Here is a 21,041-nt window from a genome sequence, read left to right as displayed (position 1 = left end):
GCGTCGGGGGCGTTATTGTCTCAGTGACCTGCCGGGATTCGCCCGGATCACGGCCCATACGAAAAGGCCCTGGGCCAGCCGCCACGGAAGCAAGTCATGCCGCAAAAACCGCTCTATGCCCGCGTACTTCTGAAGGTTTCGGGCGAGGCCTTGATGGGCCCCGGCCAGTACGGCATTGACATCGATACTGTCGACCGCATCGCACGCGACATCCGGCAGGCGATTGAGGTGGGCGTTCAGGTTTGCCTCGTAATTGGCGGTGGTAACATCTTCCGTGGTTTGTCCGGCGCTGCGAAGGGTATGGAACGGGCCAGCGCCGACTACATGGGCATGCTGGCCACGGTGATGAACGCACTTGCCATGCAAACGGCGCTCGAGGCCATAGGCGTGCCGACGCGCGTTCAGTCGGCGATCCCCATGATGACCGTCTGCGAGCCCTATATCCGGCGCCGCGCGGTACGCCACATGGAGAAGGGTCGCGTGGTTATTTTTGCAGCCGGCACGGGCAACCCTTTCTTTACGACGGACACGGCCGCCGCGCTGCGCGCCGTCGAGATGGGATGCGATGCCTTGCTGAAGGGAACGCAGGTTGACGGCGTTTATTCCGCCGATCCTCACAAGGTCGCCAACGCCGAGCGGTACGACCGGTTGACCTATATGGATGTTCTGTCGCGCGACCTGAAGGTCATGGATGCTTCTGCCATTGCGCTGGCACGCGAGAACGGAATTCCAATCATCGTTTATTCGATCGACGAGCCGGGCGGCTTCGCCGATGTCTTGACCGGGGCCGGACGTTGCACGGTCATCTCGGACGCCGCCTGAGCCCTACGAGGAAAAAGGATAGAAAATGGCAGACGACAGTTTCGACATCGACGACGCCGAACGCCGGATGCGTGGTGCGCTGCAATCGCTGAAGCAGGAATTCGCGGGTCTGCGGACCGGGCGCGCATCGGCGAGCCTGCTCGATCCGCTCGTCGTGGAGGCCTATGGTCAAACCATGCCGATCAACCAGGTCGGAACGGTTGGCGTGCCGGAGCCCCGCATGCTCACGGTTCAGGTCTGGGACAAGGGCATGGTTTCGGCGGTCGAGAAGGCCATCAGGAACTCCGGCCTCGGCCTCAATCCGAACGTCGATGGCTCGTTGATCCGCCTGCCGATACCCGAGCTGAACCAGGAGCGGCGTACGGAGCTCACCAAGATTGCCTCGAAATACACCGAGCAGGCGCGCATTGCGGTCCGAAATGTTCGGCGCGATGCCATGGATGAGTTGAAGCGCCTCGAAAAAGACGCACACATGAGTCAAGACGAGCACAAATCCTGGGGCGAAAAGGTCCAGAAGCTGACCGACAAGATCATAGGTGAGATCGACGCTGCGCTAGCGCATAAGGAAGCGGAAATCATGCAGGTGTAAGCTGGGCGAACAGTTGCCTTGGCGATCTGCGTTATAGGAAAGAACACACAGGACGATGACCCTCTCTTCCGGCCAGACAATGAGCGATGCTGCGCCGGGGAGGCCTCCCCGGCATGTCGCCATTATCATGGACGGCAACGGACGTTGGGCCGCCAAGCGGCATCTGCCTCGAGCTGCCGGACACCGGCAGGGTGTGGAAGCGGTCCGCGTCATCGTCCGGGCCGCGGGCGAACTCGGCATCGAATATCTGACGCTCTACGGGTTCAGCTCGGAAAACTGGAAACGGCCGGTCGAAGAGGTGAATGACCTCATGGGCCTTCTTCGGCTCTACATCCGCCGCGATCTTGCAGAGCTTCATCAGAATGGCGTGTGTATCCGTATCATCGGAGACCGGCATCATCTCGAGCCGGACATTGTCGCGCTTATCGAGGAAGCCGAAGCTCTAACCGCCAATAACACCCGGCTCCAGCTCCTTATCGCATTCAACTATGGCGGACAGAATGAGATTGCCTCAGCCGTCCGCAGGATTGCCCGTGAGGTGAAGGAGGGGCGGCTGGACCCGGAGGCAATTACCCCGGAAACAGTGGCGCGCTTCCTGGACACAGCCGGCGTTCCCGATCCCGATCTCATCATCCGCACGAGCGGAGAGAAGCGCTTGTCGAACTTTCTCATCTGGCAGAGCGCCTATTCCGAACTCGTTTTTTCGGATGCGCTTTGGCCGGATTTCACGCCGGACAGGTTGCAGGAGGCGATCGCCGAATATCAGCGGCGCGACCGCCGGTTCGGTGGCCGTCCGGCAGCCGGGGCCTGAGGGATGACGGAAACTTCGAGCGCAATGGAACCCAGCCCGTCGGCCCGCACAGGAGATCTCAGGGTGCGTGTGCTTTCGGCGCTGGTCCTCGCACCGCTTGCGCTGGGGGCCGTATGGCTCGGCGGATGGGCTTTCGCCCTTCTTCTGGCCGCTGCCGCCGTGCTCATGTCCGTCGAGACGGCGCGCCTTCTGTTCGCGGGGGGCGTCGGCGCCGCTGTTCCGCTTGCGGTAACATCCGTTCTGGCGATCGTTCTTGCGGCCTCAGGTCTTCCCGATGCGGCCCTCGCCGCAGGCGCGGCTGGCCTTGCCTTTTCGCTGGCGTCGCGGAGCTGGAAAGCGGAACGGCTTTTGCCGGCTCTCATTGCTTATCCCTATGTCGTTCTGCCCATCATTGCGCTGATCTGGCTGCGGCAGGACACAGACCATGGCTTTACTGCCGTGTTGTGGCTGCTCACGATGGTCTGGGCGATCGACATCTGCGCTTATTTTGCGGGCCGCTTCATCGGTGGGCCGAAGCTCGCTCCAAGCATCTCGCCGAAAAAAACCTGGGCAGGCCTCATCGGTGGAATGGTGGGCGCGGTTGTGCTCTCGCTCGGCTTCTCGATCTGGTTGGGCGAGGGGAGCGCGATCATTCTCGCATTGGTGGCGCTGGGCCTCACGATTATCGAACAGGCAGGCGACTTTGCGGAATCGGCCATGAAGCGTCGGGCGGGTGTGAAGGATTCAGGTGCGCTTATTCCGGGGCATGGCGGTATTCTGGACCGCGTTGACGGATTGATCGCGGTGGTCCTCGGAGCCGCTCTGCTCAGTCTCGTTCACAATGCCGCCAACCCGGCGGCTGGAGTTCTGATTTGGCCGTGACCCTCAACGTGCAGAACGACGACACCGTCATCGAGGCGCCGTTCAATGACGTGAAAAAAGTGACGGTGTTGGGCTCTACAGGGTCTATAGGCTGCTCGACCCTTGATCTCATTGCTCGCAACCGCGACAGGTTCGAGCTTGTCGCCTTGACCGCACACCGAAACGTAGCGGGCCTGGTGGAGCAGGCGCGACGGCTCAAGCCAAGCCTTGCCGTTATTGCGGACGAAAATCTGTATGCGACGCTGAAATCGGAACTCGCGGGAAGCGGGATCGAAGTGGCGGCAGGAGCGGAAGCTGTCGTGGAAGCGGCGAAAAGGCCCTCCGACTGGGTGATGGCGGGGATCGTCGGTGCGGCCGGCCTCGCGCCGACGCTGGCCGCCGTTCGACGCGGTGCTTGTGTTGCTCTGGCCAACAAGGAATGCCTTGTTTCCGCGGGTTCGCTCTTTCTGGCAGAGGTGGAGAAGGCAGGGGCAACGCTGCTCCCCGTCGATTCCGAACATAACGCCATATTCCAGGTGCTCGACCAGAACAGGCTCGATGCTGTCGACAGGATTATCCTTACCGCCTCGGGGGGACCTTTTCGGACCTGGACCCTGAAGGCGATGGCGCAGGCAACGCCCGCCCAGGCCGTCGCTCATCCCCGCTGGGAAATGGGCGCGAAGATATCGGTCGATTCCGCGACCCTGATGAACAAGGGGCTGGAGCTTATCGAGGCCCACTACCTCTTTCCCGTCGGAGAGGGGCGGCTCGACGTCATCATTCACCCGGAATCGATCATCCACAGCATGGTCGGCTATGTGGACGGGTCGGTGCTTGCCCAGCTCGGCTCGCCGGATATGCGCACGCCGATCGCCTATACGCTTGCCTGGCCGGAGAGAATGGTGACCCCCGCAACGCGGCTGGATCTCGCCCAGATTGCTCAGTTAACCTTTCAAAACCCTGATATTGAAAGGTTTCCTGCGCTTGGCGTTGCTCGCGAATCCCTATGTGCGGGGTCAGGCGCGCCGACCGCGCTGAATGCTGCCAACGAGGTTGCGGTTGCGGCCTTTCTGGCCGGAAAGATAGGATTCCTCGATATCGTTGCGGTATCGCAATCGGTTCTGGAAATGGGCACGGGCGGGGGAGGTACACCGGCCGACCTTGAAACGGTTTACGAAATCGACCGAATTGCGCGGATTCGCGCAGAGGAATGGGTGCAAAATCACCTGCGGTGACGTAGGCTGTGAGCCGTTCGCGCCCAGGCAGCCGGGGTCGGCCGGGACGTACTGAAGACGGGGAAGAGGATCGCGGTCCTGCGGGGCCACGGTGCCGCTTTATGTGTGGGATAACAGCTTGAACGCGATGGATTTGCTAACGGGTATCGGCGGCTTTGGAGAATCGCTCTGGGGCTATCTCATTCCCTTTCTGTTTGTTTTGACCGTCGTGGTCTTTTTTCACGAACTCGGTCATTTCACTGTCGCACGCCTGTGCGGTGTGAAGGTCGATGTTTTCTCCGTCGGATTCGGCAAGGAGATCTTCGGCTGGAACGACAAGCACGGCACGCGCTGGAAGCTTAGCTGGATACCCCTTGGCGGGTATGTGAAGTTCGCGGGCGACGAGAATGCCGCAAGCGTTCCGGACCGCGAGCGTCTGGCGCATATACCGGCGGACGAACGAGCGGGCCTTTTCTACTTCAAACCCTTGCCGCAACGGGCGGCGGTCGTCGCCGCGGGACCGGTAGCGAACTTCCTTCTGGCCATTCTCATTTTCGCCGGGATATTCACCTTTGTCGGACGGACGGTCGCGACTGCCGTGGTGGACGAGGTCAACCCGGACAGCGCGGCGGCAGACGCTGGTTTCGTGCCCGGCGACCAGATTGTTGCAATCGACGGATCGCAGATAGCGAGCTTCGAGGACATGCAGCGCTTCGTGTCGACGAGCGGAAGCAAGCAGCTCTCATTCGAGGTAATGCGAAACGGCGAGCGGGTCACGCTTCTCGCGACGCCCAGGATTCAGGAAGTCACAGACCGGTTCGGCAACGTCCACAAGATTCCGATGTTGGGCATCGTAAGGCAGATCGATAGTGCGAACGTCGAATTTGTTCGCAGCGATCCTTTCACCGCCGTGTGGCTCGGCGTAGAGGAAACCTGGTTCGTTACCGAGCGGACCTTGAACTATATCGGCGGCATCTTTACCGGCACGCAGGACGCCGATCAGTTGGGCGGCCCGCTGCGGATAGCGCAAGTATCCGGGCAGGTGGCAACGATCGGATTTGCGGCCTTGATCAGCATGGTTGCGATGCTGTCGGTGAGCATTGGGCTCCTGAACCTCTTCCCTGTGCCAATGCTCGACGGCGGACATTTGCTGTATTACGCGGTCGAAGCTGTCCGGGGGCGGCCGCTGGGCGAGCAGGCGCAGGAATACGGTTTCAGGATCGGCCTTGCACTGGTCATGATGTTGATGGTTTTCGCCACCTGGAATGATCTGGTTCACCTTCAGGTCTTTGCTTTTCTGAGTGGTTTGTTCAGTTAATCGCCGGATGCGGGAAAACCCTGCAACGGTATCGGATAGTCCGCGCGACCGAAGTATACGGGCGGTGCGGCGTGAGAGATTAGGGGACGGAATGGGGCACTTGGCCGCTTGTTTGACAGCTGCGAAACGCATTGGGATGGTTTCGCGGACATTCGTTCTCGCTTGGGGACTTGCCATGATCTGCGTCGGCAGCATTGGCGTTGCCACCCACGCCGAGGCCGCCGAAGATCAACTTGTCGTCACCGAGGTTGAGGTCAGCGGCAACCAGCGTATCGAGGCCGAGACGGTGCGGTCCTATACGCTGATCAAACCCGGTGCGATCTATAGCCCCGAACTCGCCGATCAATCCTTGAAACAGCTGTTCGGCACGGGCCTCTTTGCCGACATTACGATGCGCCTTGAGGGGACGAAGCTCATTGTCTCGGTGGTGGAGAACCCGATCATCAATCGTGTCGCCTTTGAGGGCAATAGCGCGATCAAGGAAGAGGATCTCCAGAAGGAAGTTCAGCTGCAGCCACGCGTTATTTATACGCGCGCCAAGGTTCAATCCGACGTAACCCGGATGATCGAACTCTATCGGCGTGGTGGGCGGTTCTCGGCGACGATCGAACCGAAGGTTATTCAGCTTCCGCAGAACCGTGTTGACCTCGTTTACGAGATCAATGAAGGACCAAAAACGAAGATCGCGTCGATCAACTTCATCGGCAACAAGGAGTTCAGCGACGGTACGCTGCGCGAAGTGATTTCGACGAGCGAGTCCGCCTGGTGGAAGTTCCTGTCGTCGTCCGATAGCTACGATCCCGACCGCCTGACCTATGACCGGGAATTGCTGCGCCGTTACTATCTGCAGCGCGGATATGCTGACTTCCGCGTCGTGTCTGCCGTTGCGGATTTGAGCCGTGACGACGCGGCCTTCCACATCACCTTCACGGTGGACGAAGGGGAAATTTATCATTTCGGCGACATCGCTGTCGCCACCGACCTCGACAAGCTCAACCAGGAAGAGCTTGAAGCATTGCTGCTGCCTGTGACCGGTGAGGTTTATGACGCCGGTCTCATCGACAAAACGATCGACCAACTGACATACGCCGCGGGTACGCAAGGTTACGCATTTGCCGAGGTTCGCCCGCGCGTCAAGCGCCGTCAGGACGAGCGTGTGATCGATTTGACGTTCCAGATCGCCGAGGGACCGCGCGTTTACGTTGAACGTATCGATATCACGGGTAATTCCCGTACGCTGGACAAGGTGATCCGCCGTCAGATGCGGATGTCGGAGGGCGATGCTTTCAACAAAGTGCTTCTCGACAAGTCGGAGAAGAACATCCGTGCGTTGCAGTATTTCGGCAAGGTCGAAATCACGCAGAACCCGGGCTCGGCGCCGGACAAGACGATCATCGGTGTGGACGTCCAGGAACAGTCTACCGGTTCGCTGTCGCTGAGCGCCGGCTTCTCGACGCTGGATAACGCGGTCGCCGGTATTCAGCTTTCGGAACGGAACTTCCTTGGGCGCGGTCTGCAACTCAGCACATCGCTCTCGATTTCGGCGCGCCGGCAGCTAATCGAATTCCACTACACCGACCCGTATTTCCTGGACCGGGATCTTGTTGGCGGTATCGATTTGTTCGGTAGCGAGACCGACTTTCAAAATGAGTCCTCATTTGACTCGCGGTCTCAGGGCTTTGGCTTTCGATTTGGCTTCCCGCTATCCGAAAAGAGTCGCTTCCTCGCGAGGTATCAGTTCCGCCTCGACGAAATTTTCAACGTCCGATATCTCTCGTGTAGCGACCCCGCTCTCGTACCGGGTAATTTTTGCGTTTCTCCGATTATCAAAGATGCCGAAGGAACCGAGTATCGTTCAATCGTCGGGTATGACTATTACTACGACAATCGAAACGATCCGGTTGAGCCAACAGGGGGCTGGGATTTCCTGTTCACCCAGAATTTCGCCGGCCTTGGCGGCACGGTGCGGTATGTCTCCAACGAGATTCTCGCGCGGTATTACTTTCCGTTGTCTGATGATTTCCTCACAAGCTGGCGTTTCGATGGCGGGTACATCCATGGTATCGGTGATGACATTCCGCTGAGCGATCATTTTTTCAAGGGCGGTAATACGATTCGCGGCTTCGCAAGAGGCGGTGTCGGTCCGCGCGATCTGACGTCGACGAACAGCGATGCGGTCGGCGCCACGGCGTATATCTTCGGCACAGCGGAACTGTCCTTTCCAAACGGTCTTCCGGATGCGTTGGGTATAAAGACATCGGTCTTTGCCGATGGCGGTTATATCGGCCTTTCGGACTACGATAATACGCTCTACCCCGGCATCGTCGACGATTTCGCGCCGCGCGCGTCGGTTGGTCTGAGCCTCTACTGGCAGTCGCCCTTTGGCCCCATTCGCCTGGACTTCGCGCAGGTGCTGCTGGATGAGCCGTATGACGAGCAGGAAGCCTTCCGGTTCAGCGCCGGCACATCGTTCTAAATCGCCGTTCGGGGGACGGCGAAGAAACCAGAGATCAGAGGGACGTTCGGAAATGCAGTACAAGTCGAGTTTCAAGCGTATCGCCGTGGCTTTCGGCCTGGCTTTGGGGGCATGGCTGCCCATGTCGGCCGCACCCGCCTTCGCGGCGGGGCCGGCAGTCGTTCTGATCGTCAATACGGAAGCTGTGTTCGCCCAGTCGAAAGTTGGACAGAACATCCGCAGTCAGTTCGAGGAGCAGGCAAAGAAGCTCCGTGCCGAAGGCCAGAAGACGGAGGACACCCTCAAGGCCGACGCGAAGAAGATTTCGGATGAGCGGGCGCTGCTCTCGCAGGAAGACCTGCAAAAGAAGGTGCAGGCCTGGCAGAAGCGCGAAGCCGAATTCCAGCAGTCCATGCAGCAGAAGAGCCAGTCTCTTCAGCTCGGATTGCAGCGAGCTAACGGCAAGGTGGAAGCCGCGCTTCGACCGATTTTCGCTGAAGTTCTCAAGGAGAAGGGGGGCACCGTTCTCTTCGATCAGTCGGTGGTGCTTGCCGGCGGCGCGGATCTTGATATCTCTGCCGAGGTCTTGAAGAGGCTCAATGAGCGCATGTCGACCATCGAGCTCAAGCCCGTATCGATCGAGGAACTGCAGGCGGAACAGAAGGCCGCCCAATAATCAAAACGGAAGGCGCGCCTTTAGTGTGGCCGCCTGGATGCGACGGCCATGACTGACAACCGCTTTTTTCCATCAAGGGAACCTCTATCGCTGGGCGAAATCGCCCGTCGCGTGGGAGCGAGCCTTGCTTCGGGCACGAACGAGGGAGCCACGCTCGACGGCGTGGCTCCGCTCGATGCCGCCGGTCCGCGCGATCTCAGTTTTCTGGATAATCCAAAATATGCTGGCGCTTTCGAAAGAACCCGTGCCGGCGCATGCATCGTTCATCCCCGTTTCGCCGAACGAGCGCCCGAAGGGGTCGCGTTGCTGATTTCGGAGCAACCCTACCGGGCCTACGCTCTTGCAGCACAGTTGTTTTATCCTGAGGAAGTTACGGGCGGAGATACTTTTGGCGAGAGGGGTCTCGTGCACCCCGCGGCGACTGTGCACCCGACCGCGAAACTGGGACAGGGCGTTACCGTGGAGCCGGGCGCCGTCATTGGCGCAGGTGCGGAAGTCGGTCGGGAAACCGTAATTGGCGCGAATGCTTCCGTCGCCAAGGGCTGCACGATTGGCAAGAACTGCTTCATTGGCCCGAATACGACGATCAGCCATGCGCATATCGGCGACCGGGTGATACTGCATCCCGGTGTCCGCATAGGTCAGGACGGTTTCGGCTTTGCCATGGGATTGCCGCGTCATGAAAAAGTCCCGCAACTGGGACGAGTCATCGTGCAGGACGATGTCGAGATAGGCGCAAATTCGACGGTAGATCGAGGCGCGGGACCAGATACAGTGATCGGCGAAGGCACCAAGATCGATAATTTAGTACAGATCGGCCACAATGCCGAAATCGGCAGACATTGCATTGTGGTCGCTCAGACTGGCGTTTCCGGAAGCGCCAAGCTTGGCGATTTTGTCGTGCTGGCGGCGCAGGTTGGCGTGGCAGGGCACCTGACCATCAATAGCGGTGCCCAGATCGCCGCCAGGGGGGCCGTGGTGCACGATGTGCCACCGGGGCAGCAATATGGAGGCGTGCCCGCCAGACCTATAGCTGAGTGGCGGCGCGAAGTTGTCGAAACGCGTAAGCTGGGGCGCCGAAAGAAGCAGACCGGCGGCTCTGACGAATAAGCGACCCTGCGGGTAGTCTTGGAAGGAAGAAGGAATGAGCGAGGCTGAAGTATCGGAAACGCTCGGCTATGCCGATATCAACAGGGTGCTGGAGCTCCTTCCTCATCGATATCCGATGCTGATGATCGACCGCATCATCGAGATGAAGGGCGACCAGTCGGCAATCGGCGTCAAGAATGTAACGAACAATGAGCCCTTCTTTCAGGGGCACTTCCCCGGACATCCCGTCATGCCGGGAGTCCTGATTGTCGAAGCAATGGCGCAGACCGCTGGCGCGCTTGTCATCAATCATCTCGGCACCTCCGGAAGCAATCAGCTCGTTTACTTCATGACGGTGGATCGCGCGCGCTTTCGTAAGCCGGTCCTGCCGGGCGATGTCCTTCATGTTCACGTCACGAAGCTGCAGAGCAGGGGTACGGTCTGGAAGTATCATGGCGAGGGACGGGTCGACGGAAAGATCGTCGCCGAATGCGATCTCGGTGCGATGATCGCAGGCCCCACTCAGAAATGACGCAAATTCATTCAACAGCCACCGTCGACCCGAAGGCGCAGCTCGCACCCGATGTGAAGGTCGGGCCCTATTGCGTGGTCGGGCCCCACGTCGTCCTGGACGAAGGTGTCGTTCTTCATTCGCATGTCGTCGTGGAAGGACATACAAGCGTCGGTGCCCGCACGCAGATATATCCTTTCGCTTCTATCGGACATGCGCCGCAGGACCTGAAGTACAAAGGTGAACCCAGTACGCTCGAGATAGGCACCGACAATCTCATACGTGAGCACGTGACCATGAACCCCGGCACGGAAGGGGGCGGCATGGTCACTCGAGTGGGAAACCACTGCGCGTTTCTCGCTAGTTCTCACGTCGGCCACGACTCCATCGTGGGCAACCATGTCGTCTTTTCGAACAGCGTTTTGCTCGCTGGCCACTGCAAGATCGACGACTATGTGATTTTCGGAGGCGGCGCCGCGCTTCATCAGTTCGGGCGCGTCGGCAAGCACGCATTTGTTGGTGGCATGAGCGCCGTGGAGAACGACGTCATTCCTTATGGCCTGGTCGTAGGCAATCGCGCGAACCTTATGGGGCTCAATCTTGTTGGCCTCCGCCGCCGAGGCTTCTCGCGAGAGCAGATGCATGCCATGCGTGAAGCTTACAACCTTCTGTTCTCGGGGCAAGGCACGCTACGAGAGCGGGTTGCCGAGGTGGCGGACAAGTTTGCGGATAGTCCGGAAGTCATGGAGATCGTGGATTTTATTCGCGCGGAGGCCGATCGGGCGATATGCCTGCCGCGGCTCGATCGCGTGACGTGATCCCGGGTTGAATGAGCACCGCAGGGAAGAATTTCCGGAAACTCGGCATAGTGGCAGGTGGTGGACCCTTGCCCGTGGCAATCGCCAGGGCGGCAAGGGCGGCTGGCCGTGACGTGTTCATCGTCGGCATAGAGGGGGCTGCCCGCAGCGAGATCGAGGATTTTCCACACGCCTGGGTAAGGATCGGCGCGATGGGCGAATTCCTGCGGCTCTTGAAGCAGGCGGGATGCGAAGACCTGGTGCTGATCGGAGGGATCACGCGCCCGGACCTGAGCAAACTGGGTCTCGACATGACTGCCGTGAAGCTCTTGCCGAGGGTGGCAGGATGGATGAGGGAAGGCGACGACGGCCTTCTTCGCGGGCTTACCGATTTCCTGGAGAAGGATCATGGATTCAGGATCGTTGGTGCCCACGAAATCGCCGCAAGCCTGCTTGCGCCCGAAGGCGTTATAACTTCCCATGCGCCGTCACCGCAGGATGAAGCCGACATAGACAGAGCTGTTGCGGCCGCGCTCGCAATCGGTGCGCTCGATATAGGGCAAGGAGCTATTGCCTGCCGCGGTATTGTCCTGGCCCTTGAGGCCGCGGAGGGGACGGACGAGATGCTCAAACGTGTCGCGGGATTGCCGCTGGATATCCGCGGACGGGATGAAAAACGGGAAGGCGTGCTGGTGAAGCTCTCGAAGCCAGGTCAGGAACGCCGTGTCGACCTGCCGACGATCGGCGTCGAAACAGTGGAGCGCGTTGCCGCGGCTGGCCTTGCCGGAATTGCGGTCGAGGCGGGGGGCGCGTTAATCGCCGATGCCGAGGCTGTTGCGCAAGCAGCCAACCGGAAGGGCATTTTCGTCGTGGGCCTTGCCCGCAGCCGGATCGATCGGGCATCGCCGTGATCAGCGACGAAAGCAGACCACGGCACATCATGCTTGTCGCCGGCGAAACGTCCGGCGATACACTGGGCGGCGAGCTCATGGCGGCCCTGAAGGATATGTCGCCTTTTCCGCTCGTGTTCTCTGGGGTCGGCGGCGAGAACATGGAAAAAGAGGGGCTCGCCTCCATCTTTCCGATGACGGATATTGCCGTCATGGGGCCGCGGGAAATTATCCCGCGTCTACCGCTCATCTTTTGCAGGATATGGCAAACCGTGCGTCATGCCGTGGATGTGAAGCCGGATATCGTGGTGGTGATCGACAGTCCGGAATTCACGCATATGGTGGCGAAGCGGATCGCACGCCGCGCGCCCTCCATCCCAATCGTGGATTATGTTCTCCCGAGCGTTTGGGCATGGCGGCAAGGTCGCGCAAAGGCGATGAAGAAATACATTCGCCGTGTTCTCGCACTGTTGCCATTCGAGCCAGCATTCCTCCGGTCGGTTGGCGTGGATTGCGTTTATGTCGGTCATCCAGCCATCCAGCGGGTACCCGAAGCAGGGGCGGGCGCGCGCTTCCGTGAGGCCCACGGTATTGCGCCAACGGCGCCTCTTCTACTTGTTCTGCCGGGGAGCCGTCTGAATGAGGTGAAGCACCTGATCGGCATCTTCGGCGACGTCGTGAAACAACTCGCACGAGATATTCCGAATTTGCGCGTGGTCCTGCCGGTGGTTCCACATGTCCGCGACCTCGTCGAACAGGCCGCCACCTCGTGGCCTGTCGACGTTCTGATCGTGACGGAAGAATCGGAAAAGCGAGCTGCGTTCGATGCGGCGACGGCCGCAATGGCTGCATCGGGAACGGTTGCGCTGGAGCTCGGTCTTGCTCGTGTGCCGATGGTCATCGCCTATCGCGCCGAGGCGCTGGTCGGCTGGTTTGCCCTCAGCGTGCTCAAGATACCGTCTGTCGTTCTCGTGAATCTCATTCTGGACAGGCCGGCCGTGCGCGAATATCTGCAAGGCCGGTGCACGGCAGCCGATCTGCTCAACGGACTCCGGCCCTTGATGAGCGATACGGCGGAAAGACGCCGTGCACTGGCCGATCTCGATGAACTTCGAGCACGCATCGGTGTCGACGGCGTACCGCCGAGCCGTCGTGCAGCGCAGGCGGTACTCGAACTTCTGTGACGACAACAAAAAAGGGCGTTCCCGCAGGAACGCCCTTTCTTTTCGGCGCGGAATACTACTTCCGCTTGCCCATGTCCACATAGTCGCGCTGGCTTGCACCCGTATAGAGCTGACGCGGACGGCCGATGCGCTGGCCCGGATCCTCGATCATCTCGTTCCACTGCGCGACCCAGCCGACAGTGCGGGCGAGCGCGAACAGAACGGTGAACATGGTCGTAGGGAAACCCATCGCCTTCAGCGTGATACCCGAATAGAAGTCGATGTTCGGATAAAGTTTCTTCTCGATGAAGTATTCGTCGTTGAGGGCGATCTTCTCGAGTTCCAGCGCGACGTCAAGCAGCGGATCGTCCTTGATGCCGAGAACTTTCAACACCTCGTGGCAGGTCTGTTGCATCACCCGGGCGCGCGGGTCGTAGTTCTTGTAGACGCGGTGACCGAAGCCCATCAGGCGGAAGGGATCGTTCTTGTCCTTTGCCTTCCTGATGAATTCGGGGATGCGGTCAACCGTGCCGATCTCCTGCAGCATGTTGAGGGCCGCTTCGTTCGCGCCGCCATGCGCCGGTCCCCAGAGACAGGCGATGCCAGCTGCGATGCACGCAAACGGATTGGCGCCGGATGAGCCGGCAAGGCGAACGGTCGAAGTCGACGCGTTCTGCTCATGGTCGGCATGCAGAATGAAGATGCGATCCATGGCGCGCGCGAGAACCGGATCGACTTTGTAGTCCTCTGCCGGAACGGAGAAGCACATGTGCAGGAAGTTCTCTGCATAGTCGAGGCTGTTCTTCGGGTAGACCACGGGCTGGCCGACCGAGTATTTGTAGGCCATTGCCGCGATCGTCGGAATCTTCGCGATGAGACGGCGGCTCGCGATCATCCGCTGCAGCGGATCATTGATGTCCGTCGAGTCGTGGTAAAACGCCGACAACGCTCCGACCATGCCGCACATGATGGCCATCGGATGGGCATCGCGACGGAACCCCCGCAGGAAAAACTGCATCTGCTCATGCACCATTGTGTGCATGGTGATGGCGCGCTCGAACTCGCGATATCGTTCGGATGTCGGGAGTTCGCCGTTCAACAGCAGGTAGCATGTCTCGATGAAGTTGCCGCGTTCGGCAAGCTGGTCGATCGGATAGCCCCGGTAAAGAAGGGTACCTTCTTCGCCATCGATATAGGTGATGTCCGACTCGCAACTGGCGGTAGAGGTGAAGCCGGGGTCGTAGGTGAAGTGACCGCTCTGACCATAGAAGGCGGAGATGTCCACCACGCTGGGGCCGAGCGAGCCTCCGTATACCGGCAAATCGTAGGATTTGCCGCCTACCGAGAGGGTTGCGGTCGACTTCGCGCCGGCTTTGGTTCCGAATTCTGTCATGCCTGCCTACCTGTCCTGTTGGGCTGGCCGGTGAGCCGCTCTGGAGCGGCAATGCCGGGCAGTTCGTTAAACATCATTCTGTCTCGCAGCGGCGCCGACGCAAGGGCCGGTTTACGCTGCCTGGTCCTTGATCCGTCCAATCGACTCTTCGCGCCCGAGCGTCGCCAATACGTCGAATATGGGTGGAGATACGGTGCTGCCCGTTACCGCGGCGCGCAGCGGTTGCGCCACCTTGCCGAGCTTCAGGTTCTCTTCTTCCGCAAAGGCTCTGATCGTTGCCTCGATTTCGGCGATTTCCCAGTCGTCCCCGGCTTCGAGCCGATGGACGAGACGGGAAAGAAGCGCTCGCGATTCTTCGTTGAGAAGCTGGCTGGCTTTCTCGTCGCAGGCGAGAGGCCGGCGAGCGAGGAGGAAGGCTGCCCCACGGCCCAGTTCGACCAGCGTCTTCGCGCGCTCTTTCAGGCCCGGCATCAGCGCAACGAGCTTCGATCTGAAGACATCGTCCGCCTGCCAGCCGTCGAGCCGCGTCATCAGCGCGATCACCTCGTCGGCAAGCCGCTCATCATCGGCCTCGCGGATATAGTGGCCGTTGAGGCTTTCCAGCTTTGCAAAGTCGAAGCGGGCGGGCGATCGTCCGATGCTTTCAAGGTTGAACCACTCGATTGCCTGATCGGTCGAAAAAATTTCGTCGTCGCCATGGCTCCAGCCGAGGCGGACCAGATAGTTGCGCATGGCTTCCGGCAGGTAGCCCATATCGCGGTAGGCTTCGGCGCCAAGCGCGCCATGACGCTTGGAGAGCTTCGCGCCATCCGGCCCGTGGATGAGTGGCACATGGGCAAACTCGGGAACGTCCCAGCCGAGCGCAGCATATATCTGGCTCTGACGGCCCGCATTCGTCAGGTGGTCATCGCCTCGAACGATATGCGTGATGCCCATATCGTGGTCGTCCACGACGACGGACAGATTATAGGTCGGCGTGCCGTCGCTGCGGAGAATGATGAGATCGTCCAGCTGTTCGTTCGGAAAGCGCACCTCGCCCATGACATGGTCACGGACAATCGTTTCGCCCTCGTTCGGCGAACGAAAGCGCACAACGGGTTTCACGCCGGGAGGCGCATCGGCAGGGTCGCGATCGCGCCAGCGGCCATCGTAGCGCACAGGGCGGCCTTCGGCGCGGGCCCGTTCGCGCATCTCTTCGAGCTCCGCCTGACTGGCATAGCAGTGGTAGGCATTCCCGTCGTTCAGCAGCCGCTGCGCGATTTCCGCGTGACGGGCCATGCGGGATGCCTGGAAAATGGGATCCTCGTCCCAATCCAACCCCAGCCATTTCAGGCCTTCGAAAATGGCGGCGATGGCGCTCTCGGTCGAGCGCTCCCGATCCGTATCTTCGATGCGCAACAGGAAGCGGCCGCCGTGATGGCGGGCGAACAACCAGTTGAACAACGCTGTCCGGGCGCCACCAATATGGAGGTAGCCGGTGGGCGACGGCGCGAAACGGGTGATGACTTTCTTTTGTTCCGTCATGATCTCCTGCGATCCGGCTCCGCAGCCGCACGGCTAGGCAACTCCGATGAATGTTGGCAAGCTTCGACCCGAATTATGGCAATGATGCCTTGAAGGTCAGCTGCGGGGCAGGGATTTCTAGCACATCGCACCGACGCAGCGTAAGTCCGAAATATGCCGGGTGAGGAACACGAAAAAGTGTTTGATGCAATGGAGTTAGGGGGCAGTCCTAACGAGATTTGAGCGGCGGCGGAAATCCGGCTGGGAGGCTATGTGGCGATTGCGGCGGACGGGCACTGGCGGCCGGCACTCTTAAGGCTGGCGGGAGGGATTCGCGAGGCGTTGGGCGCCTGCACGTCCTGGCTGCGGGCGTCCTATGCGGCCGACAATGACCGGCTGTTTCTCTGGATACCCGTCTTCATGGGGGCGGGTATCGCGCTCTATTTCGGCCTGGGTTTTGAGCCCCCTTTCTGGGCGGCGCTTCTGCCGCCTCCGGTTGCGGCGTGGTTCGCCTGGCGCGCGAGGCACCGGCCTCTTGCCGGGCCCATCTCAATGGCACTTCTGTGTGTCGCCGTCGGCCTCGTTGCGGCGGTGCTACGTTTTCATGCCGTGGCGGCCCCCGTTCTTGAGCGGCCGATGTCGGGAGATCTCGTCGGACATGTGCTCACTGTCGAGAGGACGGAAACAGGTGCCCTGTCGGCCGTTCTCGCACCGGTGTCGTTCGGGAAGCTGTCTTCGGAAAGCCTGCCCGCGAAGGTGAGATTGAACGTCAGGCTGCGCGGTGCAGCCTTGCGGCCGGGTGCGGAGGTGAGGTTGAGGGCGCGCCTCATGCCTCCGCCGGAACCGGTCTTGCCGAACGGTTTCGACTTCGCGCGGCAGGCCTGGTTCTCGTCGATAGGGGCCGTGGGGTTTGCCTACACGGCCCCCGAAGAAGTAGCACCGCCTTCAGGCGCTGGGCAGCTGCTGACGGTACTCCGTATGAAAATCGGCGAGCGCATGCGTACGCGGATCGGCGGTACGAGCGGTGCCGTGGCCGCGGCTCTCGTGACGGGCGAGCGGGCAAGTATTCCCGACGAAATTTCAGCGGATCTGCGGGCGGCGGGCATCTACCACGTGCTCTCGATTTCGGGTCTTCACATGGTCCTGTTCGCGGGCTCGCTATTCTGGGCTGTGCGGGCCTTTCTCGTGCTTCTACCGGGGCTGGCGCTCCGTTATCCCGTCAAGAAATGGGCTGCGGCCGTGGCCATTCTCGGCGCAACTTTTTACCTCCTGATATCCGGAGCGGCTGTCGCGACGCAGCGCGCCTGGATCATGATTTGCCTGATGTTCCTCGCCGTGCTGCTCGACAGGCCCGCCCTCAGCATGCGCAACGTGATGCTTGCTGCGACCGTCATTCTATTGTGGCGGCCTGAAAGTCTGATAGGCGCGAGCTTTCAGATGTCATTTGCGGCGGTGATTGCGCTCATCGCATTCTATGAAAGCGAGCCGGTGCGCAGGTGGTCGTCGAGGCCCCGCGCCGCAGGGCTCGAAGCGGCGGCATCGCGCGGTATCGCTTACATCCTCGGTATCGCATCGACGAGTATCGTCGCCGGAACGGCAACAGGCGTCATCGCGGCGTTTCATTTCAACCGCATTGCGATCTATGGCCTTGCGGGCAACATGGCGGCGATGCCCATCGTCGGCATCGTTGTGATGCCAATGGCGCTTCTTGCCTTGCTGCTGATGCCTTTCGGACTCGATGGCCCCGCGCTCTGGGTGATGGGAAAGGGCGTCGATGGTATGCTTATCGTCGCGCGCGAAGTGGCGGCATGGCAGGGGGCGGATCGGCTTGTACCCGCCGCACCGCTCTCGGCTCTCGTGGTCGCCGTGCTCGGGGCATTGTGGCTGACACTGTGGCGGGCGAACTGGCGTTATGCCGGACTCGTTCCGCTTGCGGTCGGGCTTGGTCTCTGGGGGAGTGTTACGCCGCCCGACATCCTGATCGATCGCGACGCGGCACTTTTTGCCGTCCGCACCGCTGACGGAAACCTTGCACTCACCGCACCGCGACCTTCCTACGCGGCGGAGCAATGGTTGCGCTACGAGGGAGACGCAAGAACGGCGCGTGAGGCTGCCAGATCGGAATTCATCGATTGCGATCCAGAGGGATGCCTCTACCGCGAGGATGGCCGCCCGGCGATCGCATTTTCGTCAAACATCGCAGCAGTTGTGGAAGATTGCGACAAAGCCGACATCGTCATCGCCAGGGTCCCGGTGCCACGCCGCATTCGAAACGAGTGTTCGGCACGGCTGCTGCTTGACTATTTCTTCTTCTGGCGGAATGGCGCGACGACGGTAACGCTTGCGCCTGACGGCACCCCGCACATCGTCACAGCGCGCGAGGTGCGCGGCGCAAGGCCTTGGGTCCAGCGAAGCAGCGGGCGTCAGTAACGGCGTAGAAGGCCGACAAGCTTGCCCTGAACCTTGACGCGATCGGGACCGAAGATGCGGGTTTCGTAAGCCGGGTTCGCGGCTTCAAGCGCAATCGAGTCGCCCTTCTTGCGGAGCCGCTTCAACGTCGCCTCATAGCCATCGACGAGCGCGACCACGATGTCGCCGCTCGTTGCTGTGTCACAACGCTGGATGAGCACCGTGTCGCCGTCGAGGATGCCGGCCTCAATCATCGAGTCGCCCTTCACCTCAAGCGCGTAGTGCTCGCCCGAACCGAGAAGCGTAAGCGGTACGCTGACTTGATGGCTTTCTTCCTGCAGTGCCTCGATCGGCGTGCCGGCGGCGATGCGGCCCATCACCGAAAGCGTCATCGTATCTCCCGACTCGCGCGCCGGCGCGAGATCGCGACTCGTCTGCCTCGATCGGGCCCCGCCTTCGATGACGCTGGGCGAGAAGCCCCTGCCGCGCGATATGGCAAGGCTTGGCGAGGCCGCCTCGGGAAGCTTGAGAATTTCGAGAGCACGCGCGCGATGCGGAAGCCGGCGGATGAAGCCGCGCTCTTCGAGCGCCGTAATGAGCCGGTGAATGCCGGATTTAGAACGGAGATCCAGCGCATCCTTCATCTCGTCGAAGCTGGGGGAAACGCCGCCTTCCTTGATCCGCTCATGGATGAACATCAGCAGTTCGTGTTGTTTCCGCGTCAGCATAGGCCCTGGCCCCTCCGTCTGCTTCGGGGCCGGCGGCCCTCGGAACAAAACAAAAACACTTGAGCTTGTTCTAGTTTGGTTCTCGTGGGTGTGTCAAGCGCATTTGTGGATAAGTCAGACGCGGAGCGGTAGCACGGTCACGATGCCGCCCGCATTCATGGCTTCCGCGCCGGGCGCGCGGATGATGAGGCAGCCGGCATCCGCCAGGATCGAAAGCATGGAGCTGTCCTGGAGTTCGAAGGGCGTCGCCACGGGAAGTTCGCCGTGAATGTGATCGAGGCCGGCGCGGACGTAGTCCTCGCGCGATCCATTGGCGGGCAGGTCGCGGCCGAGCCGGGCGAGGGTGGTGCGAAGCGCGCTGTCGCCGCCCTGCATGCGCTGTATGGCGGGTTTGAGGAAGAGTACCGCACAGACATAAGCCGACACCGGATTACCGGGTAGGCCGAGCATGGGCTTGCCGTTGAGAGAGCCATACATCAGCGGCTTTCCGGGACGCATCGCGATCTTCCAGAAATCGATATCGAGACCGAGCGGCATCAGCGCTTCGCGAACGAGATCGTGTTCGCCGACCGAAGCGCCGCCAAGCGTCACCAGCATGTCCGCATCGCGCGCGCGCTCCGCCGCATCGCGAATGGCGCCTGTGCGATCGGGCGCAATGCCGAGGTCGAGCGGTTCGCCGCCCGCTTCGAGGATGAGGGCGGCAAGTCCGTCATTGTTCGACGAAACGATCTGGTTCGGTCCGGGCTCGGTTCCCGGCGGCACGAGTTCGTCGCCGGTCGAGAAGAAGGCAATGACAGGCCGTTTGTGAACGCTGAGCGTTGCGAGATTCATCGCAGCGGCGAAGGCGATATCGGCGGGCGATAATTTGCGGCCCGCAGGCATGCCCGCATCGCCCGTGCGGAAGTCGAGACCGCACACGCGGACATGCTGCCCGGCAGCCGCAGCTTCCTTCACGACGACAACCTCGCCTTCGCGGTCGGTGTCTTCCTGGATGACGATCGTATCCGCACCACGAGGGAGCGCGGCACCCGTGAAGATGCGAACGGCCTCACCCTCGTTGAGCTGTCTGGAGTAAAAGCTGCCGGCGGGTACGTCTCCGACAACCGTGAGGCGCGTGGGGACGGCGACAACATCGGAAGCTCTGACGGCATAGCCATCCATCGCGGAGAGATCTGCGGGCGGTTGCGTGCGACGTGCTATCGCCTCTTCAGCAAGTACACGGCCGAGCGCCTGAGAGAGAGGAACCGTCTCGACAGGTGTGGTGTGCAGCATTGCCAGAATGCGCGCCCGCGCTTCCTCGACCGGCAGAAGAGGTTGTTGTGCCATCGGTTATTTCGCCTTGTAGTCGCCCGACTTGCCGCCCGATTTTTCCGTGAGCCGGATGTCGCCGATCTTCATTCCGCGATCGACGGCTTTCGCCATGTCGTAAAGCGTGAGACAGGCGACGCTGACCGCCGTAAGCGCTTCCATTTCGACACCCGTTTGTCCGGCAACTTTCACCGTTGCCTCCACCTCGACCGAGTTCGTCTTTTTGTCGGGCCGGAGATCGACATCGACTTTCGAGATGGCGAGCGGATGGCAGAGCGGAATGAGATCCGACGTCTTCTTCGCCGCCATGATGCCTGCAAGCCGCGCGACTTCGAGCGCGTTGCCTTTCTTCAATCCATCATCGAGAATGAGCTTCAGCGTCGACGCTTTCATCGTAACGCGGCCCTTGGCGGTTGCGCTGCGCGACGTGACGGGCTTTTCCGACACGTCCACCATGCGGGCCGCGCCTTTCTCGTCGAGATGCGTCAGCTTCTTTTTCGTTGCCACGCGCGTCTTCCTTTCCCG

General features: G+C 60.8%; 19 protein-coding genes. 14 read left to right on the top strand and 5 right to left on the bottom strand.

The window, feature by feature from the left end; genetic code table 11:
• Window positions 1-96: 96 nt before the first annotated feature.
• The 13 genes from pyrH to lpxB all read left to right on the top strand — a co-directional run bounded on the left by pyrH (window position 97) and on the right by lpxB (window position 13,196).
• Window positions 97-822 carry a UMP kinase gene (gene pyrH / locus ACKUUH_RS11455; protein WP_407950047.1) on the top strand — a complete coding sequence of 242 codons (726 nt, stop codon included), beginning with the start codon at window positions 97-99 and terminating at the stop codon, window positions 820-822.
• 25 nt (window positions 823-847) lie between these two features.
• A complete protein-coding gene (frr, locus tag ACKUUH_RS11450) occupies window positions 848-1,411 on the top strand; it encodes a ribosome recycling factor (protein WP_407950046.1) in 564 nt (187 codons plus the stop codon).
• 55 nt (window positions 1,412-1,466) lie between these two features.
• Window positions 1,467-2,222: an isoprenyl transferase gene (locus ACKUUH_RS11445; protein WP_407950045.1), complete on the top strand. Its 756-nt coding sequence runs from the start codon at window positions 1,467-1,469 to the stop codon at window positions 2,220-2,222.
• A gap of 63 nt (window positions 2,223-2,285) precedes the next feature.
• On the top strand, window positions 2,286-3,083 hold the full coding sequence (locus ACKUUH_RS11440; RefSeq protein WP_407950044.1) for a phosphatidate cytidylyltransferase: 798 nt from the start codon (window positions 2,286-2,288) through the stop codon (window positions 3,081-3,083).
• A complete protein-coding gene (locus ACKUUH_RS11435) occupies window positions 3,080-4,297 on the top strand; it encodes a 1-deoxy-D-xylulose-5-phosphate reductoisomerase (RefSeq protein WP_407950052.1) in 1,218 nt (405 codons plus the stop codon). The genes ACKUUH_RS11440 and ACKUUH_RS11435 overlap by 4 nt, the downstream gene beginning before the upstream one ends.
• 127 nt (window positions 4,298-4,424) lie before the next feature.
• On the top strand, window positions 4,425-5,594 hold the full coding sequence (rseP, locus tag ACKUUH_RS11430) for an RIP metalloprotease RseP (protein ID WP_407950051.1): 1,170 nt from the start codon (window positions 4,425-4,427) through the stop codon (window positions 5,592-5,594).
• Between the two features lie 175 nt (window positions 5,595-5,769).
• On the top strand, window positions 5,770-8,070 hold the full coding sequence (gene bamA, locus ACKUUH_RS11425; RefSeq protein WP_407950043.1) for an outer membrane protein assembly factor BamA: 2,301 nt from the start codon (window positions 5,770-5,772) through the stop codon (window positions 8,068-8,070).
• 52 nt (window positions 8,071-8,122) lie between these two features.
• Window positions 8,123-8,725: an OmpH family outer membrane protein gene (locus tag ACKUUH_RS11420; RefSeq protein WP_407950042.1), complete on the top strand. Its 603-nt coding sequence runs from the start codon at window positions 8,123-8,125 to the stop codon at window positions 8,723-8,725.
• A 48-nt stretch (window positions 8,726-8,773) separates the two neighbouring features.
• Window positions 8,774-9,835: a UDP-3-O-(3-hydroxymyristoyl)glucosamine N-acyltransferase gene (gene lpxD / locus ACKUUH_RS11415; protein ID WP_407950041.1), complete on the top strand. Its 1,062-nt coding sequence runs from the start codon at window positions 8,774-8,776 to the stop codon at window positions 9,833-9,835.
• Between the two features lie 34 nt (window positions 9,836-9,869).
• A complete protein-coding gene (gene fabZ / locus ACKUUH_RS11410) occupies window positions 9,870-10,346 on the top strand; it encodes a 3-hydroxyacyl-ACP dehydratase FabZ (protein ID WP_407950040.1) in 477 nt (158 codons plus the stop codon).
• Window positions 10,343-11,143, top strand: a complete 801-nt coding sequence (gene lpxA / locus ACKUUH_RS11405; RefSeq protein ID WP_407950039.1) for an acyl-ACP--UDP-N-acetylglucosamine O-acyltransferase — start codon at window positions 10,343-10,345, stop codon at window positions 11,141-11,143. Before fabZ ends, lpxA begins: the two co-directional genes overlap by 4 nt.
• An 11-nt stretch (window positions 11,144-11,154) precedes the next feature.
• Window positions 11,155-12,033 (top strand): LpxI family protein, encoded by an 879-nt coding sequence (locus ACKUUH_RS11400; protein ID WP_407950038.1) that lies wholly within the window; start codon window positions 11,155-11,157, stop codon window positions 12,031-12,033.
• Window positions 12,030-13,196, top strand: a complete 1,167-nt coding sequence (gene lpxB, locus ACKUUH_RS11395; RefSeq protein WP_407950037.1) for a lipid-A-disaccharide synthase — start codon at window positions 12,030-12,032, stop codon at window positions 13,194-13,196. The genes ACKUUH_RS11400 and lpxB overlap by 4 nt, the downstream gene beginning before the upstream one ends.
• 55 nt (window positions 13,197-13,251) lie before the next feature.
• Here lpxB and gltA read toward each other — a convergent pair whose 3' ends face one another.
• Together gltA and gltX are read right to left on the bottom strand one after the other, a co-directional pair.
• On the bottom strand, window positions 13,252-14,568 hold the full coding sequence (gltA, locus tag ACKUUH_RS11390; protein ID WP_407950036.1) for a citrate synthase: 1,317 nt from the start codon (window positions 14,566-14,568) through the stop codon (window positions 13,252-13,254).
• Between the two features lie 111 nt (window positions 14,569-14,679).
• Window positions 14,680-16,092, bottom strand: a complete 1,413-nt coding sequence (gene gltX / locus ACKUUH_RS11385; protein WP_407950035.1) for a glutamate--tRNA ligase — start codon at window positions 16,090-16,092, stop codon at window positions 14,680-14,682.
• 252 nt (window positions 16,093-16,344) lie between these two features.
• Between gltX and ACKUUH_RS11380 the strand changes: the two genes are divergently transcribed.
• Window positions 16,345-18,501, top strand: a complete 2,157-nt coding sequence (locus tag ACKUUH_RS11380; protein WP_407950034.1) for a ComEC/Rec2 family competence protein — start codon at window positions 16,345-16,347, stop codon at window positions 18,499-18,501.
• Here the strand turns inward: ACKUUH_RS11380 and lexA are convergent.
• The 3 genes from lexA to moaC form a co-directional block, all read right to left on the bottom strand.
• Window positions 18,495-19,208, bottom strand: coding sequence for a transcriptional repressor LexA (lexA, locus tag ACKUUH_RS11375; RefSeq protein WP_322314424.1), 714 nt, complete (start codon window positions 19,206-19,208; stop codon window positions 18,495-18,497). The genes ACKUUH_RS11380 and lexA overlap by 7 nt on opposite strands.
• Window positions 19,209-19,322: 114 nt before the next feature.
• Window positions 19,323-20,534 carry a gephyrin-like molybdotransferase Glp gene (glp, locus tag ACKUUH_RS11370; RefSeq protein ID WP_407950033.1) on the bottom strand — a complete coding sequence of 404 codons (1,212 nt, stop codon included), beginning with the start codon at window positions 20,532-20,534 and terminating at the stop codon, window positions 19,323-19,325.
• A gap of 3 nt (window positions 20,535-20,537) precedes the next feature.
• On the bottom strand, window positions 20,538-21,023 hold the full coding sequence (gene moaC, locus ACKUUH_RS11365; protein ID WP_407950032.1) for a cyclic pyranopterin monophosphate synthase MoaC: 486 nt from the start codon (window positions 21,021-21,023) through the stop codon (window positions 20,538-20,540).
• Window positions 21,024-21,041 lie beyond the last annotated feature (18 nt).

Origin of the sequence: Parvibaculum sp., from assembly GCF_045863935.1 — a bacterium.
Taxonomy (GTDB): Bacteria; Pseudomonadota; Alphaproteobacteria; order Parvibaculales; family Parvibaculaceae; genus Parvibaculum.
The sequence above is the reverse complement of the archived record's forward strand: the minus strand, read 5'-3'. Positions and strand labels throughout refer to the sequence as shown.